Annotated in this window: 18 protein-coding genes; 6 read left to right on the forward strand and 12 right to left on the reverse strand. The window is 68.9% G+C overall.

Translation table 11 applies throughout. The annotated features are described in order from the left end of the window. Window positions 1–2: 2 nt before the first annotated feature. Window positions 3–1181 (reverse strand): acyl-CoA dehydrogenase family protein, encoded by a 1179-nt coding sequence (locus AC24HA_RS00840; RefSeq protein WP_425707375.1) that lies wholly within the window; start codon window positions 1179–1181, stop codon window positions 3–5. A 114-nt stretch (window positions 1182–1295) separates the two neighbouring features. Beyond that, window positions 1296–2954 carry an FAD-dependent oxidoreductase gene (locus tag AC24HA_RS00845; protein WP_425707374.1) on the reverse strand — a complete coding sequence of 553 codons (1659 nt, stop codon included), beginning with the start codon at window positions 2952–2954 and terminating at the stop codon, window positions 1296–1298. A 215-nt stretch (window positions 2955–3169) separates the two neighbouring features. Between AC24HA_RS00845 and AC24HA_RS00850 the strand changes: the two genes are divergently transcribed. After that, on the forward strand, window positions 3170–4213 hold the full coding sequence (locus AC24HA_RS00850; protein WP_425707373.1) for a 2-hydroxyacid dehydrogenase: 1044 nt from the start codon (window positions 3170–3172) through the stop codon (window positions 4211–4213). A gap of 138 nt (window positions 4214–4351) precedes the next feature. After that, window positions 4352–5065, forward strand: a complete 714-nt coding sequence (locus AC24HA_RS00855; protein ID WP_425707372.1) for an IclR family transcriptional regulator — start codon at window positions 4352–4354, stop codon at window positions 5063–5065. Window positions 5066–5169: 104 nt separating this feature from the next. Here AC24HA_RS00855 and AC24HA_RS00860 read toward each other — a convergent pair whose 3' ends face one another. The 9 genes from AC24HA_RS00860 to AC24HA_RS00900 all read right to left on the reverse strand — a co-directional run bounded on the left by AC24HA_RS00860 (window position 5170) and on the right by AC24HA_RS00900 (window position 17001). Then, a complete protein-coding gene (locus tag AC24HA_RS00860) occupies window positions 5170–6267 on the reverse strand; it encodes an LLM class flavin-dependent oxidoreductase (protein ID WP_425707371.1) in 1098 nt (365 codons plus the stop codon). A gap of 56 nt (window positions 6268–6323) precedes the next feature. Continuing rightward, a complete protein-coding gene (locus AC24HA_RS00865) occupies window positions 6324–7229 on the reverse strand; it encodes an alpha/beta fold hydrolase (protein WP_425707370.1) in 906 nt (301 codons plus the stop codon). After that, window positions 7226–9028: an FAD-dependent monooxygenase gene (locus tag AC24HA_RS00870; protein WP_425707369.1), complete on the reverse strand. Its 1803-nt coding sequence runs from the start codon at window positions 9026–9028 to the stop codon at window positions 7226–7228. The genes AC24HA_RS00865 and AC24HA_RS00870 overlap by 4 nt, the downstream gene beginning before the upstream one ends. Further along, a complete protein-coding gene (locus AC24HA_RS00875) occupies window positions 9028–10692 on the reverse strand; it encodes an FAD-dependent monooxygenase (protein ID WP_425707368.1) in 1665 nt (554 codons plus the stop codon). Before AC24HA_RS00875 ends, AC24HA_RS00870 begins: the two co-directional genes overlap by 1 nt. Before the next feature lie 68 nt (window positions 10693–10760). Then, a complete protein-coding gene (locus tag AC24HA_RS00880) occupies window positions 10761–12722 on the reverse strand; it encodes a flavin-containing monooxygenase (RefSeq protein ID WP_425707367.1) in 1962 nt (653 codons plus the stop codon). 3 nt (window positions 12723–12725) lie between these two features. Then, window positions 12726–13706: an ABC transporter substrate-binding protein gene (locus AC24HA_RS00885; RefSeq protein WP_425707366.1), complete on the reverse strand. Its 981-nt coding sequence runs from the start codon at window positions 13704–13706 to the stop codon at window positions 12726–12728. 826 nt (window positions 13707–14532) lie between these two features. Then, entirely contained in the window at window positions 14533–15393 is an 861-nt protein-coding gene (locus tag AC24HA_RS00890) for a PaaX family transcriptional regulator (RefSeq protein ID WP_425707365.1), read from the reverse strand. 130 nt (window positions 15394–15523) lie between these two features. Further along, window positions 15524–16069, reverse strand: coding sequence for a cupin domain-containing protein (locus AC24HA_RS00895; protein WP_425707364.1), 546 nt, complete (start codon window positions 16067–16069; stop codon window positions 15524–15526). Continuing rightward, on the reverse strand, window positions 16066–17001 hold the full coding sequence (locus tag AC24HA_RS00900) for a beta-keto acid cleavage family enzyme (protein ID WP_425707363.1): 936 nt from the start codon (window positions 16999–17001) through the stop codon (window positions 16066–16068). The genes AC24HA_RS00895 and AC24HA_RS00900 overlap by 4 nt, the downstream gene beginning before the upstream one ends. A gap of 345 nt (window positions 17002–17346) precedes the next feature. On the opposite strand from AC24HA_RS00900, the gene AC24HA_RS00905 reads away from it, so the two are divergent. From AC24HA_RS00905 to AC24HA_RS00920, 4 genes are all read left to right on the forward strand, one after another. Beyond that, entirely contained in the window at window positions 17347–18339 is a 993-nt protein-coding gene (locus tag AC24HA_RS00905; protein ID WP_425707362.1) for an ABC transporter substrate-binding protein, read from the forward strand. Window positions 18340–18518: 179 nt separating this feature from the next. Beyond that, on the forward strand, window positions 18519–19334 hold the full coding sequence (locus AC24HA_RS00910; RefSeq protein ID WP_425707361.1) for a CoA transferase subunit A: 816 nt from the start codon (window positions 18519–18521) through the stop codon (window positions 19332–19334). 5 nt (window positions 19335–19339) lie between these two features. After that, window positions 19340–19996 (forward strand): 3-oxoacid CoA-transferase subunit B, encoded by a 657-nt coding sequence (locus AC24HA_RS00915; protein WP_425707360.1) that lies wholly within the window; start codon window positions 19340–19342, stop codon window positions 19994–19996. Next, the gene (locus AC24HA_RS00920) at window positions 19993–21222 is read left to right on the forward strand and encodes an acetyl-CoA C-acyltransferase (protein ID WP_425707359.1); all 1230 of its coding nucleotides are present in this window, start codon (window positions 19993–19995) and stop codon (window positions 21220–21222) included. Before AC24HA_RS00915 ends, AC24HA_RS00920 begins: the two co-directional genes overlap by 4 nt. A gap of 66 nt (window positions 21223–21288) precedes the next feature. Here AC24HA_RS00920 and AC24HA_RS00925 read toward each other — a convergent pair whose 3' ends face one another. Continuing rightward, window positions 21289–21690 (reverse strand): acyl-CoA thioesterase, encoded by a 402-nt coding sequence (locus AC24HA_RS00925; protein ID WP_425707358.1) that lies wholly within the window; start codon window positions 21688–21690, stop codon window positions 21289–21291. Window positions 21691–21704: the final 14 nt, after the last annotated feature.

The raw sequence follows: 21704 nt of genomic DNA on the forward strand, positions 1-21704 counted from the left end.
CGTCAGACCATGGCGAGGTCGGTCTCGGTCGTGCCCGTCATGAGTTCGCCATAGCCGACGTAGAGGCGGTCCCACGAGAGGCTGAAGTGGTGCGATGCGGCGATCCCGTCGCGGTAAGCCTGGTCGAGTGCGTCGCCGCGGAAGAGCGAGCGGGCTCCGGAGATCTCGTAGATGCTCGAGAGCGCACCCGCCGCCGTCTGGCCTGCCCAGGCGATGTCACGGCGCCACCGGACGCGCTGCTCGTGCGAGAACCCGCCCTCGATGTCGACCGTGTCGATGGCGGTCTGGAGCGTGTCCCGGACGACCGTGTGCGCGGCGCCGATGTCGGCCGACGCCTTGCCGAGGACGAGGTGCACCTCGGGCCGGCTCGAGCGCTTGACGCCGCCGAGCCCTCCGATGACGTTGGCCGTCCCGCCCGTGAAGGCATCGACCGCAGCGAACGCAGCGCCGACCACGGTGGCGATGACACCCGTGCCGAAGAGCTGCGCCAGCGGGACGCGCAGGGTCTCCGTGCCATACGCGCGCGAACCGTGCGAGTCGCCGTCGCTGGACTCGCCCATGTTGATGGTCCGACGCTCCGGGACGAAGAGCTCGTCGATGTGAACGTCGTGACTGCCGGTGCCGCGAAGGCCGTTCGTGTTCCAGTTGTCGAGCACCTGGACCTCGCTCGTGGGCACGAGGTGGGCGATGGGGCCACGCTCGCCGAGGGCCTGGAGGACCACCCAGTCCGAGTGGTTGATCCCACTGGAGAAGTCCCAGTCACCGCTGAGGACGGTGCCGCCGTCGGCCGCCTTCGTCTTGCCCCTCCACGGGCTGAACCCCGTCGCGATCGTCGGCAGCCCGTCGCCGAACAGCTCCTCGTGTGTCTCGACCGGGAACATCGCCCCGAGCGTGCCGTGCACGGTCCAGTTGCCCGCGACCCACGCGGCCGAGGCGTTCCCCCTGGCCAGCTCGACGCACGCGTCGAAGACGGCGACCGGTCCGAGGTCGCTCCCACCGAGCTGGGTGGGGACCATCGCCCCGATGATCCCGAGGTCACGGATCTCCTGCGCGGTCTCGGGGGTGAGCCGGCGGAGCTCGTCGAAGGTCTGGGCGCGCTCGGCGAGCTTCGGGGCGAGAGCGCGAGCGCCCTCGGCGAGGCCCTCGGCGGTGACGGCCCGGGGGGTAGTGGTCTGTGCCATCGGGTGGTCCTTTCGGATGTGGTCGGTCTGGGTGCTCGTCACCTACCGCGGGCGAGCGTCGGGTCGTAGACGTGAGCGCGTCGGGACGTGGATCCTTATGCACGCGTCGTCCATCTATGCGGAGAGCACGGTCTGCAGCTCCTTGACCGGCTCGGCGGCGGCACGGCGTCCGGCAATCGCTCCGAAGGTCAGGGCGGGCGCGAGCGTCGCCCCCGCCGCGAAGTACCCCTTGCCGCTCCCGGAGGCGACGCAGTTGCCCGCGCCGTAGAGGCCGGGGATCGGGAGGCCCATCGCGTCCAGCACCTGGGAGTCTGTGTTCGTCAGCGGACCGCCCTTGGTGTCGAGCGTGCCGGCCGTCGCGATGGTGGCGTAGAACGGGCCGGTGTCGCTGATGGGGTGGAGCTGCTTCGACGGCAGGTCGCTCTCGCGCAGAGCCGGGGTGTTGTGCATCTGGAGCACGATCTCGATCGGGTTGTCGCCCCGGCCGAAGTCGTCGTCGCGGCCCTGGCGGGCCAGCTTGTTGAACCGCTCGACCGTCGCGGCGAGCGTCTCCTCGAAGTGGTCGTCTAGCTCGTATCCGCCGGTCTGCTCAGCGAGCGAGCCGAACCGCTCGCGAATGTTCGCGACAAGCTCGGGCCAGGTGGCGCCCTTGATGACGTGGGAGTCGTCCTCGCCTGCCGGAGGGATCGGGTTGTCGTTCCGGTTCGGGTAGCCGTTGAAGATCCGCTGGCAGTCGTCGTCCCAGATCATCAGCTGGAACAGGTTGGGGAACTCTGAGCGCGCACCGTCCCACCCGAAGAATCCCTGGGCGAGCTCGTTGTACACCGCATGCTCGTTCATCACCCGTCGGCCGTACCTGTTGACGAAGACCATGCTGTCGCCGGGCGGGGCGAACAGGCTCGCGTAGTCCGGGTCGTCCTGGCAATTGATCCACTTCTCGAAGGTGGTCGGCGCGAACCACGCGTTGTTCATGTTGCGCAGCTGGGCACCTAGGCTCGTCGCGAGCGGGATGAAGTCGCCCGTGTTGGTGACCGCCGCGCATGACCCGAACGTGGGGTGGGCGAGGAAGTTGCTGAGGTACTCCTCGTTCCGACCGAACCCGCCAGTTCCGAAGACCACCGCCTGGCGGGCGCGGAATGACCTGAGCCCCTCGGAGGTTCTGGCAGTCACACCCGTGACGGCCCGCGCGTCGTTCACGAGTAGTTGGACCACCTCGTGCTCGGTGTGCAACGGGATGCCGGCCTCCTCGCCCGCGCGGACGAGCTGCGCCACGAGCTCGTCGCCGTATCCGAGCTCGCCGTCCTCCGTCGACATCATCATCACGCGGCCGCGCGGCGCCTTGTCCTCGGGGAGGTTGGCGAAGTAGTCGGGCACCTCGGCGCCGTGCATCACGCGGAGCGCGCCACGCTCGACGAGGTTGTCGAGCACACCGCCGGCCTCGTCGTAGAAGGTCGCCAGCCAGTCGTACTCCCACCGGTCCAGTCCCAACGTCGGCGCATCGGGCTGATAGCGGTGGGGACGGGCGAGCTTCGCCATGTACCGGAGGGCGTCCGTCCTCTCGTCGGTCAGTCCGGCGGATCGGAGGTAGCTGTTGTTGGGCCACCAGGTCCACCCGTGCGACTTGAAGGTGGTCCCGCCCACACGCGACCCCTTCTCGAGCATGAGGACGTCCGCGCCCTCCCACGAGGCGTTCAGAGCCGCAGCGAAGGCCGCACCCCCCGATCCGACGACGATGACGTCGGCCTCGGCGGCGAACACCTCGTTCGGCGTCACGGCACGGCTCGGCTGAAGAGGTCTGCTCGAAGTCTCGATCGGGACCACGTTGTCACCTTTCTCATTTATCGCGGCATTAGCGCCTATATCTGATCTAAGCGCACACAGTTGGTCCAGTCAACAGGCACTCCGCTTGCTAGCGTCAAGGCGCGGGGAGCGGGTCAGTTCCCTGTTGACACATGCATGACAGGTCGCGCCGACCGGGAGGTGGTGGGATGCAAGGGCAGCACCGGACTCGTCGACACGACGAGCACGTGTCGAGACCCGCTGTTGCGCCGGCCGTCGCGGTCACGTCGGCGATGGACTCCGGTGAACTGTCAGCGATCACGGCGGCGCTCGACGGCATCGCTGACGTTGCCCCACTCGCCGAGGTCGGTGAGCAGGAGCGCGCGGGGGCCTTCGAGCGCGCGTCCGCGTTGATCAGCTGGCATCCCGATCGGGAGGTGACAGAGGAGGACTGGCACTCCGCTGTGCACGTCCGGCTCCTGCAGACCGTATCGGCCGGCCTGGATCACGTCAGCGCCCGTCGGATACCGCCTGGCGTCACGGTGGCCACGAACGCCGGCGCCTACGCCGAACCCATGGCCGAGCACGCCATCGCAATGATCCTCGCGCTGGCCAAGCGCCTGCTCGGCGCTCACAGTGAACTGGCGACGGGTGTCTTCGACCAGACCACGACCGGACGCAGCCTAGTCGGGCAGACAGCCGTCATCCTCGGGTACGGCGGGATCGGCCGGGCCGTCGCCAAGCTGCTCCGGCCGTTCGGAGTGCGGGTGATCGGGATCAGCCGGAGCGGGACGAACGACGGGACCGCCGACGACGTGGTCGACGTCCACGAGCTCGCCCGGACGCTCCCGCATGCCGACATCCTTGTGTTGACGCTGCCGCTCACGCGCCGGACCGCAGGCCTGATAGATGCGGAAGCGCTGGCGTCGATGCGCGACGACGCGATCCGTGTCAACGTTGCACGAGGCGAGATCGTCGACCAGCAGGCGCTCTATGCGCGCCTGGTCGCCGAACCCCGGTTTCTTGCCGGCATCGACGCGTGGTGGGTCGAGCCGTTTCGCCACGGCCGCTTCGAGCTCGACCATCCGTTCTTCGAGCTACCCAACGTCCTCGGTTCGCCACACAACTCGGCGTCCGTGACGGGCGCCCGGCGGGCAGGTGCCCAGCGAGCCGCAACCAACGTGGCTCGCTACCTGCGCGGAGAACAACCACAGGGCGTGGCCACGGCCGACGACTGGTTCAGCGACCACTAGCAGGCGGCACCCACCGAAATTCTCATTTATTGACAGTTCCAGTACTATATCTACGTATACGCAACAGGCGTCGCCCTTCCTCCGCAGCACGGACCATGGGCACGGACTCTGGAGCAGCGGATAGTGAGGGGTCTTCACATGGCGACCGACAAGAATCGACCGGTACAGGGTTCACAGACTCTTGCACGTGGGCTGTCCGCGCTGCAGCTGATCTCCGACTCACCGGACGGTCTCACGGGGGCCGAGGTTGCTCGAGCGCTCGACGTCCATCAGTCGATCGCCTACCGGGTCCTGCAGACACTTGTGCAGTACCAGATCGTCCGCCGTGACCTCGACGGGCGGCACCGGGTCGGCCTCAGCGTGCTGCGGTTGGCGCAGTCGGCCCGGTCGGGCTTCCGGTCGTTGCTCCTTTCCACCCTCAAGCACCTGAGCGAGGCCACAACTTCGACCGTGGCGCTCTACGTCGAGGAGAACGATGAGGCGGTCGCCGCCCTCGTCGTCGAACCCGGCACCTTCGCCTACGTCAACCGGTTGGGCGAGGGCAGTCGCCACCCGCTCGACCGCGGGGCGAGCGGGTACGCGCTTCTCTCGCTCCGCCAGCCACACCCTGACGAACCCACCAAGGTCACCGAGGCACGCGATCAGGGCTACGCCCTCACCCACGCCGAGGTCCAGCACGGCTTCTGGGCGCTAGCGGCCCCGCTCGACCCGACGCTCGTCGCCGCACGCGTCTGCCTCAACATCTCCAGCCCGAACGAGGACGCCATCAGGGCTGCCGTCCCGCTGCTCCTCCAGGCGGTGCAGGACATCAAGGACCTCGTCGAACGCAGGCCTGACCCGGCCGGGAGCTGAGGTCGGCCGCCTGCGAAGACCACCTAAAGTGTCGCATCGTCGGCTCGTTCGACAGTCGGCCCCGGAGCATCTGGCGATGCTCCGGGGCCGGCCGCTCGATGAGGTCAAGCGCCCTCAGGGGCCGGCGGTGTCGGGAGGTTCGGCCGGACCTCCTCGGCGAGGAGCCGCATCGACTCGAGCGAGCGCCCCTCGGCGTCCCACTCGTGACCGGCCACCGCGAGGACGCCGAAGCCGCCCGTGAAGTCGTACAGGTCACGCAGCTTCTGGGTGACGGTCTCGGGGCTGCCGACGATCCAGATGTTGTCGAGGAAGAACTGCTCGTCAATGACGTCGTCGGGGATCGAGGGGTCGTCCTTGAAGTTGATCATCTCGCCCAGCATCTTGAACAGTGGCACGAGGTAGCTCATCCAGTCGCGCCCGAGCGCGCTGTTCAGTGCGAGCTCCTGGGCCTCCTCATCGGTTCGTGCGACGACGACCTCTCGGCTGACCCGCCACTGACGCCGGTCGGCCACGCGGCCCGCCTCCTTCGCCGCGGCCTCGTACACCTCCCACTGCTTCTTCACCGTATCGGCAACGACGAAGTTGACGCTCATGGGGATCCAGCCGTTCGCCCCTGCGTACCCGAGCATGTCCGACTTGGGGCCCGAACCCGCGGCTGCGATGGGCGGATGCGGCTTGGTGAACGGCCGCATGTGCAGACGCACGCCGGCAGCCTCGTTCGGCTCCGGGACCGTGTAGCGGAAGAACTCGCTCTCGTGGAGTCCGGGCTTCGGGTCGTCCCAGAGGTCGAGGACGGCTGAGAGCACCTCGCGTGAGCCGGTGCGCTGCTCCTTCTTGAAGAAGTCGACGTCGAACAGTGCGCCGTCGGTCGGTAGTGCGCCGTTCCCGACACCCCACATGAACCGGCCCTGTGCCATGTGGTCGAGGAGCGCGATACGGCTGGCCAGATGGACCGGGTGGTGGTAGCTGAGGGAGTTGACGCCGGTGCCGAGGCGGATCCGATCGGTGCGGCCCAGCGCATTGGCGATGAACAGTTCGGGCGAGACGAGCGGCTCCCACTCGTTGGAGAAGTGCTCGCCGAACCACGCCTCCTCGAAGCCGAGCCGGTCGAGCTGCACGACCTGGTCGAGGTCGCCGTGCAGCCAGTCTTCGACCGGCGTGCCCGGGGGGTGAAGCGGCATGAGGAAGTATCCGAGGTCCATGTGGTGACTCCTTCGTCGTTGATCGTGCGTAGGTGGTGCGAGTGCCAGTCGGTGGGTCAGGAAGCTCTTGCCGGGTCAGCCGGTGAGGATGCCGGACGACCGTCCGCCACCTCACGCCAGAAGTCGCGGACGACGGACACGACCTCGTCTGGTCGATCGAGGTTCGGCGCATGCAGATGGTCGACCTCGACGATGCGCGCGTCGACGAGTGCCTCTGCCACACGGTCCGCCCACTCGGGGAACAGCAGGACGTCACGTGCGCAGCGCACGAGGAGCGTCGGCGTCGTGATGCCCCGGAGCTGGTCCGGCCACGAGTCCTCGACCTTGGACCGGAGATGGTGAGGGATCTTGATCGCCGGTGCGAGTACCGATCGTGCATGACCCGACTGGGACGCCCAGTGGAGTCGCCGATCCAGGTAGGACTCGAAGTGGGCGGTATCCGTGTCGACCAGCAGGGCCGCAATCCGCGCCAGGTCCTCGCGGGTGCCGTCCCACTCGCCGAGCTCACCCAGCGACTTCTCCGTCCGCCAACCACCACCCGTACCGGCGATACTGACCAGCGAACGGATCGGGAACGTGTCGGGCCCGGCCAGCGCACGTAGCCCCGTGGCGCCGCCGAAGGAGTTGCCTACCACGTCCACTGGAGCGCGCACCCCGAGCTCGGCAAGAACGCTCGCGATGTGCTTGATCCGGAAGGAGTGCGGCGAGCGGTCGAGGAACACGATCTTGTCGCTTCCCCCGAACCCGAGCAGGTCAGGGGCGATGACACGCCGGTCGCGGGCGAGCTCGGGGATGACGTACTCCCAAGACACGTCCGCGCTCCCGCCCCAGGCCCCGTCATGCAGGAGGAGGACCGGCTCGGCGTCGGCCGGGCCGGCGAGCAGGATGCGTGTCGAGTACCCGCCGCATTCCAGTTGCGTCTCGGTGATGGACTCGTGCAGCTCAACGGAATGAGCACTCACGGCGCAACTCCTTCGCTCGTGCGGATGGACAGCGACAGCACGTGCTCGAGCGCGGCCGTCAGCGCGTGCCGCGCCGCGTCGCGGTCGTCGGGTGAGACCGCGTGTCGCCAGGCGATGTACCCGTCCGGGCGTACTAGGAGGGCGCCGGCCTCATCGATCTGCCGGGCCTCCTGCCAGCTGCGGTAGAGGTCCGCGACCTCGGGACCGTCGACGACGACGCAGCGAAGGTAGGGAAGATCCAGTTCGCCGACCACCTCGGGCCAGTCGGTCCCCGAGCAGCCGGTGACGAGCGTGAAGCACCCGGCGCCGACGACGTCCAGGGTCGACACGCGGCGACCGTCGGGGCCCACCAGCCATGTGTGCGGGAGCTTGGCACCCGGTCGGGTGGTCGGTGTGGCGTACAGCTCCGGGTCCTCGGACCACTGCTCGTCGTCGTTGCCGTCGCTGATGACGGCAGCGGACGAGTAGCGCTGGTTGTGCTCGACTCCGAGAGCGTTGAACTCGTATTGCTTGACGGCGAGCGCCTGACCGAGCGCGTCCCGGGCCCGAACCCCCTCATCGGACGGGTCGGACACGCGTCGGAGCACCGAGTCCTTGGCGCTGCCGGGCACCTGCCCGAGTGCCGCGTGGAGCTCTACGTAGTCGCGTCGGGACTGATTGGCACGGCCGACGACATGGCGCCCGACAGGCACTCGCTCCGCCTCGTACGTCTCCAGCAGCTCGGGCCCCGCCCAGCCCTTGAGGACGTAAGCCAGCTTCCAGGCGAGGTTTGCCGAGTCCTGGACGCTCGTGTTCGACCCGAGACCGCCGGACGGCGGGTGGCGGTGCACGGCGTCTCCGGCACAGAAGACGCGCCCCTTGCCGAATGTCGTCGCGTAGGCCTCGTTGACCTGCCAGACGGAGGTACCGAGCACCTCGACGTCGATGTCCGGGTCGCCGATGAACTCGCGGATCCTGCGGGTGACGGTCTCGGTCGACAGGTCCGCTTCGCCGTCCGCGGGGTCGAACCCCCACCCGGCGATCCACTCCCCCCACTGGCGCACCGCGCGCAGCAGACCGAGACCGATCTCGCCGTAAGCACCTCCGTCCGAGACGATCCAGTAGAGGATGCTCGGCCGATGAGCGACGAGGTGCGTGAGGTCGGCCTCGAAGCGGACGTAGACCGTGGAACCCCGGCCCATGTCGCCCTCGAACTCGAGGTTGATGTCTCGAGCTACGGCCGAGCGCGCGCCGTCGGCCCCCACGAGGTACTTCGCCCGCACGACGGACTCGGTGCCGCTGAGCGTCTCGCGCACCCGCACATCGACGCCGCCGCTGTGCTGTGTGTGCCCGAGGTACTCCGTGTTGAAACGCACGCGCGCACCGCGCTCGCCCGCGTTCCGAACGAGCACGGACTCGAGGTAGGGCTGTGGGACGTCGACCATCTCGGAGGGGCTCGAGCGTACGTACCGTCCGTGCTCGTCGTCGCCGCTGCCCCAAGCGCGGATGCGCGCGATCTCGGGCCCCGCCAGGGAGGTGGTGAACAGCGTGTCCCCCATCTGATCCCACGGGGACCCGTACGTCATCACCTCGTCGTCGACGCCGAGGTCCCGCAGGACCTCCATCGTCCGCTGGTTCGTGATGTGCGCCCGCGGCGAGTTGGCGAGCCACGGGAATTGCGTGAGCGCGTGCACCCGCAGCCCGTAGGAGGCCAGCGTGAGTGCGGCGGTCAGCCCGGCAGGACCGGCACCGACGACGAGCACGTCGATCTCCGGCTCCGCAGCCGGCGGAGCAGCGGGCGGGCGAAGTCCAAAGAACATCAGATCGCCCCTACGGTGTCCCGGTCGTGCAGCTGATTGCGGACAGACAGCTGGCCGCGAACGGTGTCGACAATTCGCCGGGGGTCCCCGGGCACCTCGGAGGCGCTCCAGGCGACGTGTCCGTCCGGTCGGACGAGCACCAGGGAGCGGCCGTAGACCGACGCGACCTCGTCGCCATCGAGGTCCACGACCTCGACCGGCATGCCGACCGCCGCTGCGGCCTCCACCAGGGAGCCGCCGTCGTCCGCCGGTGCGCCGACGCGGAGGAGCACGAACGACTCACCGAACAGATCGAGCGTGGACCGGCCCTCGGAGAGCCACACGTGCGGAGCGCGGGCGCCCGGGGTCACCTTCGGCTCGTAGTCCTGGGCATCGAACTCGGGGTAGGTGCCCGGCGTGGTGCAAACGATGCCGGACGAGGCGTAGCTGTAACCAAGGTGGATGCCGAGCGGCCGCCAGGCCTTGAGACTGCCCTCGACGAGGCGGTCGCCGATCTCGCGGCGCTTCCGGCCGGCCTCGTCCGTATCGGCCGCGATGTCGGCGTATGCGGTGCTGCCGACGAGCCGGTCGTAGTCGCGCAGCGACTCCGCGAGGGTGATCTGCGCGATGGGGCGTCGCTCGGCGCCGTAGGAGTCCAGCAGGTCCTCGCCGGCCCACCCGGCCAGGGCGGCCTCGATCTTCCAGCCGAGGTTCATGACGTCGGCGATGCCGGTGTTCATGCCGAAGCCGCCGTTCGGGGGGCTGCAGTGCGCCGCGTCGCCGGCGATCAGGACGCGACCGCGTCCGAAGGTCGCCGCCATCGCCGCCCGCCGCTTCCAGCGCCCCTGCCGCACGACCTCGTAGGTGAAGTCGTGTCCGATCGCGCGCCGGATGGCGGGGTGCGGGTCGAACGTGTTCGCGGCCTCCCGGCCGACAGCGTACACCGACAGACGCCAGCGGCGTACGCCGTCGACGGCGACGATCGTTGCCCAGGTCCCCTGCGGGCCCACCAGCGAATAGCGGACCGCCGGACCCAAGGCGTGCTCGGCCAACAGGTCGTCGCACTCGAACTCGATGTCGACGGAGTAGTCCACGGTGAGCTCGTCGACCGGGATGTTTAGGGCTTCACCGACCTTGCCGCCGAACCCCTCGCAGGAGATGAGGTAGTCGGCGCGGATGGTCTGCTGCTCACCGGTCTTGAGGTCGGTCACCAGCGAGGTCACGCCGTCCGCCGACTCGGTCAAGCTCTCGAACTCATGCCGCCGCAGGATCGTCACGCTGTCCTTCGACTGTGCGGCACCCTCGATGATCGGCTCAAGCCAGGGCTGCGGGCAATGCACCTGGAACTCGGGGCTGAGCTCGGTGTAACCGGGAGAGCCCGGCTGCCCCATCGGCGCCCCGGGCGCGCGACCGAGCTCGTAGCCGTCCAACGAGGTGACGAACAGGTTGTGCAGCGGGTAGTCCTCAGGGAAGCCCCAGGTGCTCATGGCCTTGGCGATGCCCAGCTGGCGCGCGAACTCCAGCGTCCGGACGCTGACCTGCATGACCTTGGCCTGGTCGCTGCCACGCTCCTCGCGATCCACCACGACGGTGCGGACCCCTCGCCTGCCCAGGTCCGCGGCGAGGAACATCCCAACGGGACCGCCGCCGACGATCAGCACGCTCACGTCGCTCGATGTGGTCACAGGTCAACCTTTCTTTCGTGGGTGGTTCGGCGGTAGAGCGGCGTTCGGTGGGCCGCACGTCAGCGCGCCTAGGAGATGCGGAAGTTTTCCGGGTCGAAGTCGTGCGTCCCGCGCCAGTACTCGAGCGTCGATCCGGCCCAGTTCTGCGAATTGCGGCCGAACCGGTTCTTGTACCAGGTGTTGACTGTGGAGACGCCGATCGCGAGGCCCTGGCTGTCGCGGTCGATCTTCTCGTTGAGCTCGCGGAAAGGCTCCTCACGCACCTCGATGCTCGACGCCTCCCGGACGAGAAGTTGGCGAATGCACTGCGAGACGAGCTCCGCGCCGGCCTCGGAGAAGAGCACGACGCTGGAGTTGACGTTGAGGTTGGTGTTTGGGCCGTACAGCATGAAGAAGTTCGGGAAGGTCGGCACCATCACTCCGTAGAAGGCACGAGAGTCACCGGCCCAGAAGTCCTCGAGCGTGACCCCGTCGGAGTTCTCGACCGCGATGCTCGCGAGGAACTCCGAGGCGCGGAAGCCCGTGCCGTAGATGACGACATCGGCCGGGTGCTCGGCGCCGTCCTTCGTATGCACCGCGTGCTCGCTGATGCGTGCGATGCCGGCGGACGTGAGCGTGACGTTGTCTCGCTGGAGCGCGGAGGACCACGTACCGTCGTCCCGGACCGTGCGCTTGGCGTACGGCGGGTAGGTCGGGATCAGCTGCTCGACGAGATCGGGACGACCTTCGAACGCCGCTCGGAACCCATCGGCGAGCGCCTCCCTCATGCGGGCGTTCTCCGCCGAGACGGAGCCGTCGATGTCCCAGTCCGGATCGACCTCCGCGAGCCGACGGATGCCGTCCACGTTCGTCCAGAACTGGTTGAAGCGATACCAGCGGCCGGAGGTCGGGATCTGCTCGAAGAGCCAACGGGCCGCCGGCGCCAGGGGCGCATTGTAGTCCGCGGTGGGGATGACCCAGGCCGGGGTGCGTTGGAAGACTGTCAGGTGGCTCGCGACCTTCGCGACCGGAGGGACCACCTGGAACGCGCTCGCCCCGGTACCGATGAGCGCCACGTTGCGCCCCTCGAGATCGACGTCATGCCGCCACTCAGCCGTGTGAAACGCCGGCCCGGCAAACGTCTCGGCGCCGGCGATCGGCGGGATGTTCGGCTCGCTCAGCTGCCCCACCGCACTGACGAACACGTTCGACGTCAGGATCTCGGGCCCGCCGGGCCCCACAACCTCAATGGTCCATGTGCCGCTCTCGCGGTCGAACGATGCCTTCTCGACGCGCACGCCGAACCGCATGTGTCGGCGCAGGTCGAACTGGTCCGCCACGTGTCGGAGGTAGTTCAACACCTCGTCGCGGCTGGAGTACTGGTCGGCCCAGTCAGCTCGCTGGGCGAACGAGTAGCTGTAGGTGAAGTTCGACGTGTCCAGCTTGGCGCCGGGGTAGTCGTTTGCGAGCCACACGCCCCCGACGTCGTCCGCCCGCTCGAGAACCAGGACGTCCACGCCGGCCCGCACCAGCTCGTGCACCATGGCGATCCCCGACATGCCTGCCCCGACGACGATCACACGGAAGTCGCGGTTCGCTGCGGTTCCCGCTTTGGTCCACGTCGCCTCCGGACGCTCCGGGGAGATCCCGAGCTCATGCAGGATGACGTCGCGGTAGGCCGGGTCGTCGGAGCCGGTGAGGAACGTGAAGATCTCACTGAGGTCATCCGTCACCGTGTCGGCGACCGACTCGGCCAGCCGCTCACGGTGCGCGAGGATCGTCTCGACGACCAGCTCGATGGCGCGGTCCCGAGCCGCGGCGTCGAGCCCACCCGTCTGGTCCATCGCGAGCGTCTCGGACGCGAGGCGCGGACGCACACCGGGCTCGAGGATCGACGTATCGCCGGTGACGTGCGCGAGCGCCGCGAGCAGCGAGGGCAGGTGGGCGCCGCGCACGATGCGTTCGAGCAGGTGCCGGTCGATCGTGGCCAGCGTTACGTCGTCGAGCTCGTCGGCATTCACTGCGGTCTGGCCATCGGTCTGCACTGTCATGGATTACTCCCGGATGAGCGCGTCGAGATCGGGGTCGTCGGCGATGACGTCGTACTCGACCATCAGCCGGGCGTAGGTCTCCAGGCCGCCGCGGTCGAGCTCGGCAGATACAACCTCGAGCGGGAGGTCCTCGGCGATCTCCGGCTCCATGCCGATGAACTCCGGCAAGCGTTCCCGGACGAGGTCCGGGTTCTCCCGTGCGTGGTCGAGCGTCTCGGCCCACGCCTCCAGGAACCGGTCGACCAGCTCGGCGTCCTCATCCACCCACTCGTCCGAGGCGAACGTCACCAAGATCGTCGACTCAGTTCCCGATTCATTCTGACTGTCCAGGACGATCTCTCCCCCGTTTGCGAGGATCGACCCCATGAACGGCTGACCCACGGTGACTGCATCGACGTCACCGTTCTCGAGCACGGACGGCATGTCGGGGAACCCGACCTCGACGAACTCCACGTTGTCCGGGTCCCCGCCGTCGAGCCTGATCGACTCCCGGATGCCTAGCTCGAGCGCCCCGTTGAGCGAGTTCACCGCGACGGACATCCCCTCAAGATCGCTCGCTGACTCGATGCCGGCATCCGGCATGGCGACGACCGATGTCGTGTCATCTTCACCTGGGCCGTCTGCGGCATAACCGGAGATGAGGGTGATCGGCAGGCCCTGATGGTGCGCCTGAATGACGGAGACCGGGTTACCCACGGCAACGTCGAGCGAACCCGATGTCAGCGCCGGGAGTAGCTCCGCGCCGCCCTGACCCATGTTGAGCTCAAGCTCGATGCCGCGGTCGGCGAAGGAGCCCTCGTCGATGCCCATCTCCACGGATGCGAAGGTCGCGCCCGGGAAGATTCCCAGGCGCACGACGTCGAGTCCCTCGCCGGACGCCGACTCGCCGCCGCCGTCGGTCTCCCCGCCGCCGGCACCGCAGGCTGTGACGAGCAGCGCGACGCCGACCGCCACGGCTCCTGCTCGAAAGACTCGACTCGCCATCGTTGGCCTCCTTGCCAATGGTTACGGCCTCTTCGTACGGCCGCTGGTGCAAAACGCTACTCACCCCGGCGCCCCTCGTCAACCATATGCCGACACATCCTCTTCACTATCTGCGATACATCTGCGGCGAAGACGGATTCGCGTGCTTGCCCACGAGGAGCGCCCGGGTCCCGATCAAGGTCGCGTTGCTCCTCTGTACGCAGCCAGGTGGGGAACGCCCCGAGGGTGAATGCAGCGCGGTAGGCATCGCCGAACTCCTGGTATCGCGTAGGCGGGCCGCACCACTTCTTGGCCTAGCCGAGGAGCCGTTCGACGGCGTTGCGACTCTTGCCAGCGACGGGGTGTGTGCGCCTGACAGTGATGGCGCTCCCGGGGTGGCGTCGTTGACACACGGTGATCGGAAAGTTCCTTGCCGTGCATACCGTCCTGACCCCACGGCGGCGGAGTTCGGTGCGGATCACGCCGGTGGTGCAGGTCTCGTCGGGGACAACGGCATCGGGCCGAATGCAAGGACGTGCCGGCCTCAGCCGCGGCACGTGGATGTCGGCGAGGCCCTCGGCCAGCGTCACGCCGCAGTTGCGCCGCCCGTCGGCGAGCACCTTTCGCCACCGGTGCTCCCAACCGTCGACCGCTGGGTGAATCTCGGTCGTCAGACCACCGCGAGAGCGTGGAGACTCGTGACTGCGTGTTCGCGTCGTCGGACGCGAGAGCCGGGGGGTCGCCGTACTCGCACTTCCCAGCGGTTCAGGATTCCGCGAGGGCGACCTTGAATCTCGACGAGTACACGCGGCCGGCCCTCTCGCGGCGTGCCCGCTAGTCCCCGGCGTCAGGCGGTCTCGGACGCGGTCCCCCACATGGTAGCGGGCCGCTCGGCGACCTGCCCGGTCACGTCGGTGACGTACCGGTCGGCCGCGCCGACCAGCGCCCGCAGGCCCTCGTGAAACACGGCGAAGGCCGCCGTGCCGTGCCAGGTGGCGGGGAGCAGCTCGCCGGGCAGGTCGGGATCGTCGAACGGGAACTTCCGAAAGGTGCTGACGAGGTCGACGAGCTCGGCCAGCGCTGCGGGTCCGTCCGGTGCATGAGCTCTCTGGGTGGCGACCCGCGGCCGCCACTCCCGCAGCCACTCCCGATATCCGTCGTTGAGACGCTCGAGGTCCCAGCACTGCCGGGCGATCTGCCGGTCGAGCGCGACCGAGTCGGTGCGCGACATCATCTGGATGAGCCGCACGTCGTCGGAGGAGTCGATGCCGAGGTCGATGGCCATCGCGTCCACCTCGGCGCGGCGGTCCGTGGTCGACATCCAGGTCGACGGGGCGGGCGAGCCGAAGCCCTGGAAGCTCAGGCGCTTGCGCAGCGACTCACGAACCGCCCGCTTCGACTCCGGGACGACGAACAGCACCATGTGCCACTCTCCGTCCCACGGCCCCGAACGGCGCGAGAAGATGCGCTCGCGCCCCTCGTCGACGATCGCGTACAGGTGCGGTGTCATCGAGTAGGTGACCTGCCGCCCCTCCTTCGCGGAGGTGAACCACCCCTCGGCGCGGAGCCTGGTCATCGTGGCGCGGACGGCGTCGCCCTGGATGCCGAGTGCCCCCAGGAGCTCGGAGAGCGGAGTGAGTCCGATCGAGCCTCCGGAGAACCGCACGTAGTAGCCGACGACGTCGAGGATGGCGGAGCGGACACTCATCGCTCGATCCTAGAATCTCCCGACCGGCCGTTCGCGCGCTCGACCGTGCGGACGGCACGGGACACGCTCCGAGGAGCCGGTCGGCCCCGGACGCCCGGGGTCGACCGGCTCACTCACGCGCTCCCCGGGGTCACGACGCGAGCGTCCCACCGATGAGGATGAAGTAGACGACCGCACGCCCCGCCGACCGGTTCGACCAGGCGTGGTTCGTCCCCCGCTGGACGAGGACGTCGCCGGCCTTCATGAGGACCTCGTTCCCGTCCATGACGGACCACACCTCGCCCTCGGTGACGATCGCGTAGTCGAGCGACGGCGTCGCGTGCGTCATCCGCTCCTTGTAGCCCTCCTGGTGGTCCCAGTCGGAGTCCGGCGGAATCTCGAGGACGCGGAAGACCGAGCCGCCAGCAGGCGGCGTGATCGCGATCGGGCTCGACACCTTGTCGTCGGGCGCCCCGGAGTTGTCCACCGGGACCTCGTCATGGCGCCAGAACTCGGTCTGGACGAACGACGGGACGCCGGCCACCGTCTGCCGGTGCGGGCTGGGGCCGTCCTCGAGGACGACGGAGCGCCCCTGCTCGTCGAGGCCCGTGACGAGCCGGCGGAACCGGATCGTGCCGGGACCCGGCTCGACGGGTACGTCGCCGTAGGGGACGTCCTCGGTCTCGACGCGGCTCACCAGTTCGCTCCACGGCCGTCGGCGGGCAGGCCGAGGATCTCGCGCGCCTCGGTCGGCGTGGCCGGCTCGTGACCGAGCTCACGGATGATGCGCACCGCGCGCTCGACGAGCTGCAGGTTGGTCGCCTTGACCCCGCGGCTGTAGTAGAGGTTGTCCTCGAGGCCGACGCGGGCGTGGCCACCGAGGATCAGCGAGTGGGCCAGCGACGGCAGCTGGCTCGGGCCGATGCCGGAGACGCAGAGCTCGTGGCCCTCGGGAAGCAGGTCGACCATCTGGTTGAGGGCGGTGGGCGTGTAGGGCATCGCGCTCTGGAAGCCCTTGTCGCCGCCGGTCACGATGTTGATCCAGAAGGGCTCGGCGTCGAAGCCCGACCGGATGAGCCGCATCGTGTCGCCCAGGATCTGCCCGTGGTTGAAGACCTCCCACTCGGGCTTGATCCCGCGGTCCTTCATCCGCGAGGCGAGCTCGTCGTTCTGCGAGGCCGAGGTGTGGGAGAGGTACTCGTTTCCGCCGGACTGGGCGATCATCGTCCACGCGTCGAAGGTGGCCATCTCGACGCCCTGCGCCTCGAGCCCCCGGTAGCGCTCCTCGAGGTCGAGGCGGTACATGCCGGTGTCGGACCAGATCGGCATGTCGCCCGAGATCCCGCCGCCGGTGGAGTTGTTGATGATGATGTCCGACCCGCGCTCACGGATCTTGGCGTTGATCGTGCTGTAGATGTCCGGGTTGCAGGTGGCGAGCCCGTCCTCCCGGCGCGCGTGGACCGCGACGATCGAGGCGCCCGCCTCGGTGCACGCCGCGACGTCGTCCGCGATCTCGTCGGGAGTGATGGGCAGATGCTCGCTCTGCTCCTTGCCGGCCATCCCGCCGGTCGGCGCGACCGTGAGGATGATCTTCCGGGGCTTGAAATCGCCCTTCATCGTCGTTGCCATGGTTCCGGGTCCTCCTACGTGGGACGTCGATGTCCGCTGCTGGTGCGGCAGTCGCGCGGCCCGCAACGATGGCGGCTCCGCCCACTCGTCATCGTGTACCACGTGGAAGTGCTGCGTCAAGTCAACGTCACACGCCACATCCTCGCGACCACGTCCCGCCCCCATCGACGTACAGCCGTGCCTCCATCACTGATATGCGCGGCGCGGCGCGTGGGCGGTCCGAGCCGCCGAAGGGGCACGTCGGACGAACACCTGTGACAGATGCTTGACGCACTTCTGTCAACTTGCACATACTGTCTCCACGCGCGTGCCGACGACGGCGCGCAGTCCCCCAAGGAGGACCACATGCGCAGGCACCTGAGCGTCATCTCTCTCGCGGCAGTCACCGCGGCCGTACTCGCCGCGTGCGGTGGCGACGGCGAGGCCAGCTCCACCAGCGAGTCACCCACCGAGGGCGCCGACGGACTCACGGACATCACCGTCCAGGTCATGCCCATCGTCGACACCGCGCCCTTCCACCTCGGGCTCGAGCAGGGCATCTTCGAGGAGCACGGGCTCGACATCACGTTCGACTCCACCAACCAGGGCGGCGCCGTGACGATCCCCGGCGTGACGAGCGGCGACTACGACTTCGGCTTCTCGAACTCCCCCGCACTCATCACGGGCGTCTCGAACGGGCTCCCGCTGACGATCGTCGCGAACGCGTCCAGCTCCAACGGCGACCCGGACGGCGACACCGCCGGCATCATCGTGCCCCCGGACAGCGACATCACCTCGCCGGCGGACCTCGCGGGCCGCAGCGTCGCCGTCAACACCCTCAACTCGATCGGCGACACCTCGGTCCGCGCGACGGTCAACGGCGACGGCGGGGACGGATCGACCATCGAGTTCGTCGAGCTCGCGTTCCCCGACGCGCCGAACGCCGTGCTCAACGGTGACGTCGACGCGGCGTGGGTCGTCGAACCGTTCGTGACGATCGCCCGCAACGCCGGCCTCACCTACCTCACGTCGCCGTACGTGGGCGCCGACCCGAACCTCAACATCGCCGTCTACTTCACGTCCCAGCAGCTCGCGGACGAGAACCCGGAGCTCGTCCAGGCCTTCGCCGACGCGATGCACGAGGCGCAGGCCTACGCCCAGGACAACCCGGACGAGGTCCGGGACGTCATGGGGACGTACACGGAGATCGACGAGGACGTACGAGCGGAGGTCACGCTCCCCGCGTTCCACGACGACGTGACCGCCGAGGAGATCCAGACCGTCATCGACATGCTCGCCGAGCAGGGGGTCGTGCCCGAGTCCTTCCCGGCGGAGGACATGATGTTCACGGCGGAGTAGCTCGGCTGCCGCCAACGGGTCGTTCGACCGGACGACCCCACGTGCGTGGTCGGGACCCTCGTCCCTCGCGCGCGAAACCGATAACCTGACAACCGGTTCACCTTTTCCGGCAGCCGCGCCACATCTCGTCGGACCGGGAAGGCGCGCCCGGCCGACGACGATGACGAAGGAGTCTTTTCATGACGGTGACGTCTGCTCCCGGGACAGCCCGGGGTCTGGACAAGGTGGTGGGTTCTGCCGCGGAAGCGGTAGCGGACATCCCCTCGGGTGCGCTGCTGGCGGTGGGTGGTTTCGGCCTGTCGGGCAATCCGGTGGCGTTGATCGATGCGCTGCTGGAGCAGGGTGCGGACGACCTGACGGTGGCGTCGAACAACTGCGGTGTGGACGACTTCGGCCTGGGCGTGCTGCTGGGTGCGGGTCGGCTGCGGAAGATGATCGCGAGCTACGTGGGGGAGAACAAGTCCTTCGAGCGCCAGTACCTGTCCGGTGAGCTGGAGGTCGAGCTCAACCCGCAGGGCACGCTCGCGGAGCGGCTGCGTGCCGGCGGGTCCGGGATCGCGGCCTTCTACACCCCCACCGGGGTGGGGACGCAGTTCGCGCTGGGCGGTCTGCCGCAGGTGTACAACCCGGACGGGACGGTCGCGAAGGCCTCTGCCCCGAAGGAGACGCGGACGTTCGTCGTGGACGGCGAGCCGCGCTCGTACGTGCTGGAGGAGGCGATCCGGGCGGACTTCGCTCTGGTGCACGCGATCGCGGGCGATCGGCACGGGAACCTGGTGTTCAACAAGTCGGCGCGGAACTTCAACCCGTTGGCCGCGATGTCGGCGAAGGTCGCGATCGTGGAGGTCGAGGAGCTGGTCGAGCCGGGCGACATCGACCCGGACGAGGTCGACCTGCCGGGCGTGTTCGTGCACCGCCTGGTGCACGCCCCGGCGACCGAGGCGTCGAAGCCGATCGAGAAGCGCACCGTGCGTACCGAGAACGAGGAGGCCTGAGCGAGATGGCGTGGACCAAGGAGCAGATGGCCGCGCGCGCGGCCAGCGAGCTGAGCGACGGCGACTACGTCAACCTGGGGATCGGGCTGCCGACGCTGGTGCCGAACTACCTGCCGGGTGGGGTGGAGCTGAGCTTCCAGTCCGAGAACGGGATCCTAGGGGTGGGCCCGTTCCCCTACGAGCACCAGGTGGACCCGGACCTGATCAACGCCGGCAAGCAGACGGTGACCACGCTGCCGGGTGCGGCGTTCTTCGACTCGGCGATGTCGTTCTCGATGATCCGCGGGGAGAAGATCGACGTCGCGATCCTGGGCGGCATGCAGGTCTCTGCCGGCGGTGACCTGGCGAACTGGATGATCCCGGGCAAGATGGTCAAGGGCCCCGGCGGCGGGATGGACCTGGTCCAGGGCGCGAAGCGGGTCGTGGTGCTCATGCAGCACACGAACAAGGCCGGGGAGCCGAAGATTCTGGACACCTGCGACCTGCCGCTGACCGGCACGGCCGTGGTGGACCGGGTGATCACCGACCTGGGCGTCATCGACGTCATCGACGACGGTCTGGTCCTGGTCGAGGTCGCCGCCGGCGTCACCCCGGACGAGGTCGTCGCCGCCACCGGCGCGAATCTCACGGTCGCCGAGACGCTCGCCGGGGCCGGGTCATGACGGCCGACGCCGCGACGGGGCCCGCGACCGCGGTGGGTGCCGACGACGTGGTCGTCGTCGGGGCCGCTCGCACCCCGTTCGTCCGGTTCAACGGTCAGCTCGCGACCCTGTCCGCGGTCGAGCTCGGTGCTCACGCGATCGGCGCCGCGCTGGAGCGGTCCGGCGTGTGCGGCGAGGCCGTCGACGTGGTCCTCATGGGGCAGGTCCTGCAGGCCGGAGCGGGTCAGAACCCGGCCCGGCAGGCCGCGCTCGCGGCCGGTGTCCACCCCGGTGCGCACGCGACGACGATCAACAAGGTCTGCCTGTCCTCACTGGCGGCGATCATCGACGGTGCCCGCCTCATCCGCCTGGGCGAGGCCGAGGTCGTCGTCGCCGGCGGTCAGGAGTCCATGTCCCAGGCCCCCCACCTGCTGGGCGGGACCCGGAAGGGGTGGGCGTACGGGGACCGCACCGCGGTCGACCATCTCGCGCACGACGGCCTGACCGACGCCACCTCCGGCCACGCGATGGGCCTGGACACCGACAACTACACCACCGCCGACCACCCCGGCATCACCCGCGATCAGCAGGACGCCGTGGCCGCGGCCTCCCACCAGCGGGCCGCCGCCGCACAGGGGGCCGGCCGGTTCGACGCCGAGATCGCACCGGTGACCGTCAAGAGCCGCAAGGGCGAGACGGTCGTCGATGCCGATGACGGGCTCCGGACCGACACCACGCCCGAGTCCCTGGCCAAGCTGCGTCCCGCGTTCCGCAAGGACGGGTCGGTCACCGCGGGCAACGCCTCCCAGATCAGCGACGGCGCCGCCGCCCTGGTCCTGACCCGCCGGTCCGTGGCCGAGGAGAACGGGTGGGAGGTGCTCGCCACCGTCCGAGCCTCCGGACAGGTCGCCGGCCCCGACACCTCCCTGCACAACCAGCCCGGCAACGCCATCGCCGCGGCCCTGGTCCGGCAGGGGTGGAACGTCGGCGAGCTCGCGCACATCGAGATCAACGAGGCCTTCGCCGCCGTGAGCATCGCCAGCGCAGCCGTCCTGGGGATCGACCCGGGCGACGAACGACTCAACCCCAGTGGCGGCGCCATCGCCCTCGGACACCCCATCGGTGCCTCCGGCGCACGCCTGGCCACCCACGCCATCCACCAGCTCCGCGCGGCCGGCACCGGCCGTGCCGCCGTCGCGCTGTGCGGAGGCGGCGGACAAGGCGACGCCCTCCTCATCGAGACCTGACCACACCCCCGGGCACGACGCAGCGGCCCCCGGTCCTCACGGTCCGGGGGCCACTGCGCGGTCGGCTCAGTCCTGGGTGACACCCACTGTGGCGGCCTCGAGACCGGCACGCAGGGTCTCCGGCAGGGGGGCAGGACGTCCGGACTCGTCCACGTAGATCGCGACGTGGTTGCCCTCGATCGCCGGCTGGTCGTCGGCGACGACCGTCCACTCGTAGCCGATCGAGGAGCGTCCCAGGCGCACGACCCTCAGCTCGACCTCGATCGCGTCGCGGAACACGAGCGCGCGGTGGTAGGTGGCCGCCACGGTGCGACGAGGGAAGGGGGTCGCGCCGAGCTCCGGGCAGACGATCTCGTAGAGGGAATGCTCGGCGGCCTCGGCCCAGCGGAAGGCGGCCGTGTTGTGGATCCGGCCGCTGGCGTCCGTGTCGACCCACTTCACGGCGGTGCGGTACCTGTGCGTGCGCATGATTCTCCCGGAGC

The organism is Georgenia sp. Z1491, assembly GCF_057652395.1.

Coding starts and splice junctions, on each gene's coding strand:
- AC24HA_RS00910 (WP_425707361.1), top strand. CDS start 18,519: ATGACGGTGACGTCTGCTCCCGGGACAGCCCGGGGTCTGGACAAGGTG.
- AC24HA_RS00900 (WP_425707363.1), bottom strand. CDS start 17,001: ATGGCAACGACGATGAAGGGCGATTTCAAGCCCCGGAAGATCATCCTC.
- AC24HA_RS00920 (WP_425707359.1), top strand. CDS start 19,993: ATGACGGCCGACGCCGCGACGGGGCCCGCGACCGCGGTGGGTGCCGAC.
- AC24HA_RS00890 (WP_425707365.1), bottom strand. CDS start 15,393: ATGAGTGTCCGCTCCGCCATCCTCGACGTCGTCGGCTACTACGTGCGG.
- AC24HA_RS00850 (WP_425707373.1), top strand. CDS start 3,170: ATGCAAGGGCAGCACCGGACTCGTCGACACGACGAGCACGTGTCGAGA.
- AC24HA_RS00870 (WP_425707369.1), bottom strand. CDS start 9,028: ATGTTCTTTGGACTTCGCCCGCCCGCTGCTCCGCCGGCTGCGGAGCCG.
- AC24HA_RS00925 (WP_425707358.1), bottom strand. CDS start 21,690: ATGCGCACGCACAGGTACCGCACCGCCGTGAAGTGGGTCGACACGGAC.
- AC24HA_RS00880 (WP_425707367.1), bottom strand. CDS start 12,722: ATGACAGTGCAGACCGATGGCCAGACCGCAGTGAATGCCGACGAGCTC.
- AC24HA_RS00905 (WP_425707362.1), top strand. CDS start 17,347: ATGCGCAGGCACCTGAGCGTCATCTCTCTCGCGGCAGTCACCGCGGCC.
- AC24HA_RS00915 (WP_425707360.1), top strand. CDS start 19,340: ATGGCGTGGACCAAGGAGCAGATGGCCGCGCGCGCGGCCAGCGAGCTG.
- AC24HA_RS00885 (WP_425707366.1), bottom strand. CDS start 13,706: ATGGCGAGTCGAGTCTTTCGAGCAGGAGCCGTGGCGGTCGGCGTCGCG.
- AC24HA_RS00860 (WP_425707371.1), bottom strand. CDS start 6,267: ATGGACCTCGGATACTTCCTCATGCCGCTTCACCCCCCGGGCACGCCG.
- AC24HA_RS00855 (WP_425707372.1), top strand. CDS start 4,352: ATGGCGACCGACAAGAATCGACCGGTACAGGGTTCACAGACTCTTGCA.
- AC24HA_RS00840 (WP_425707375.1), bottom strand. CDS start 1,181: ATGGCACAGACCACTACCCCCCGGGCCGTCACCGCCGAGGGCCTCGCC.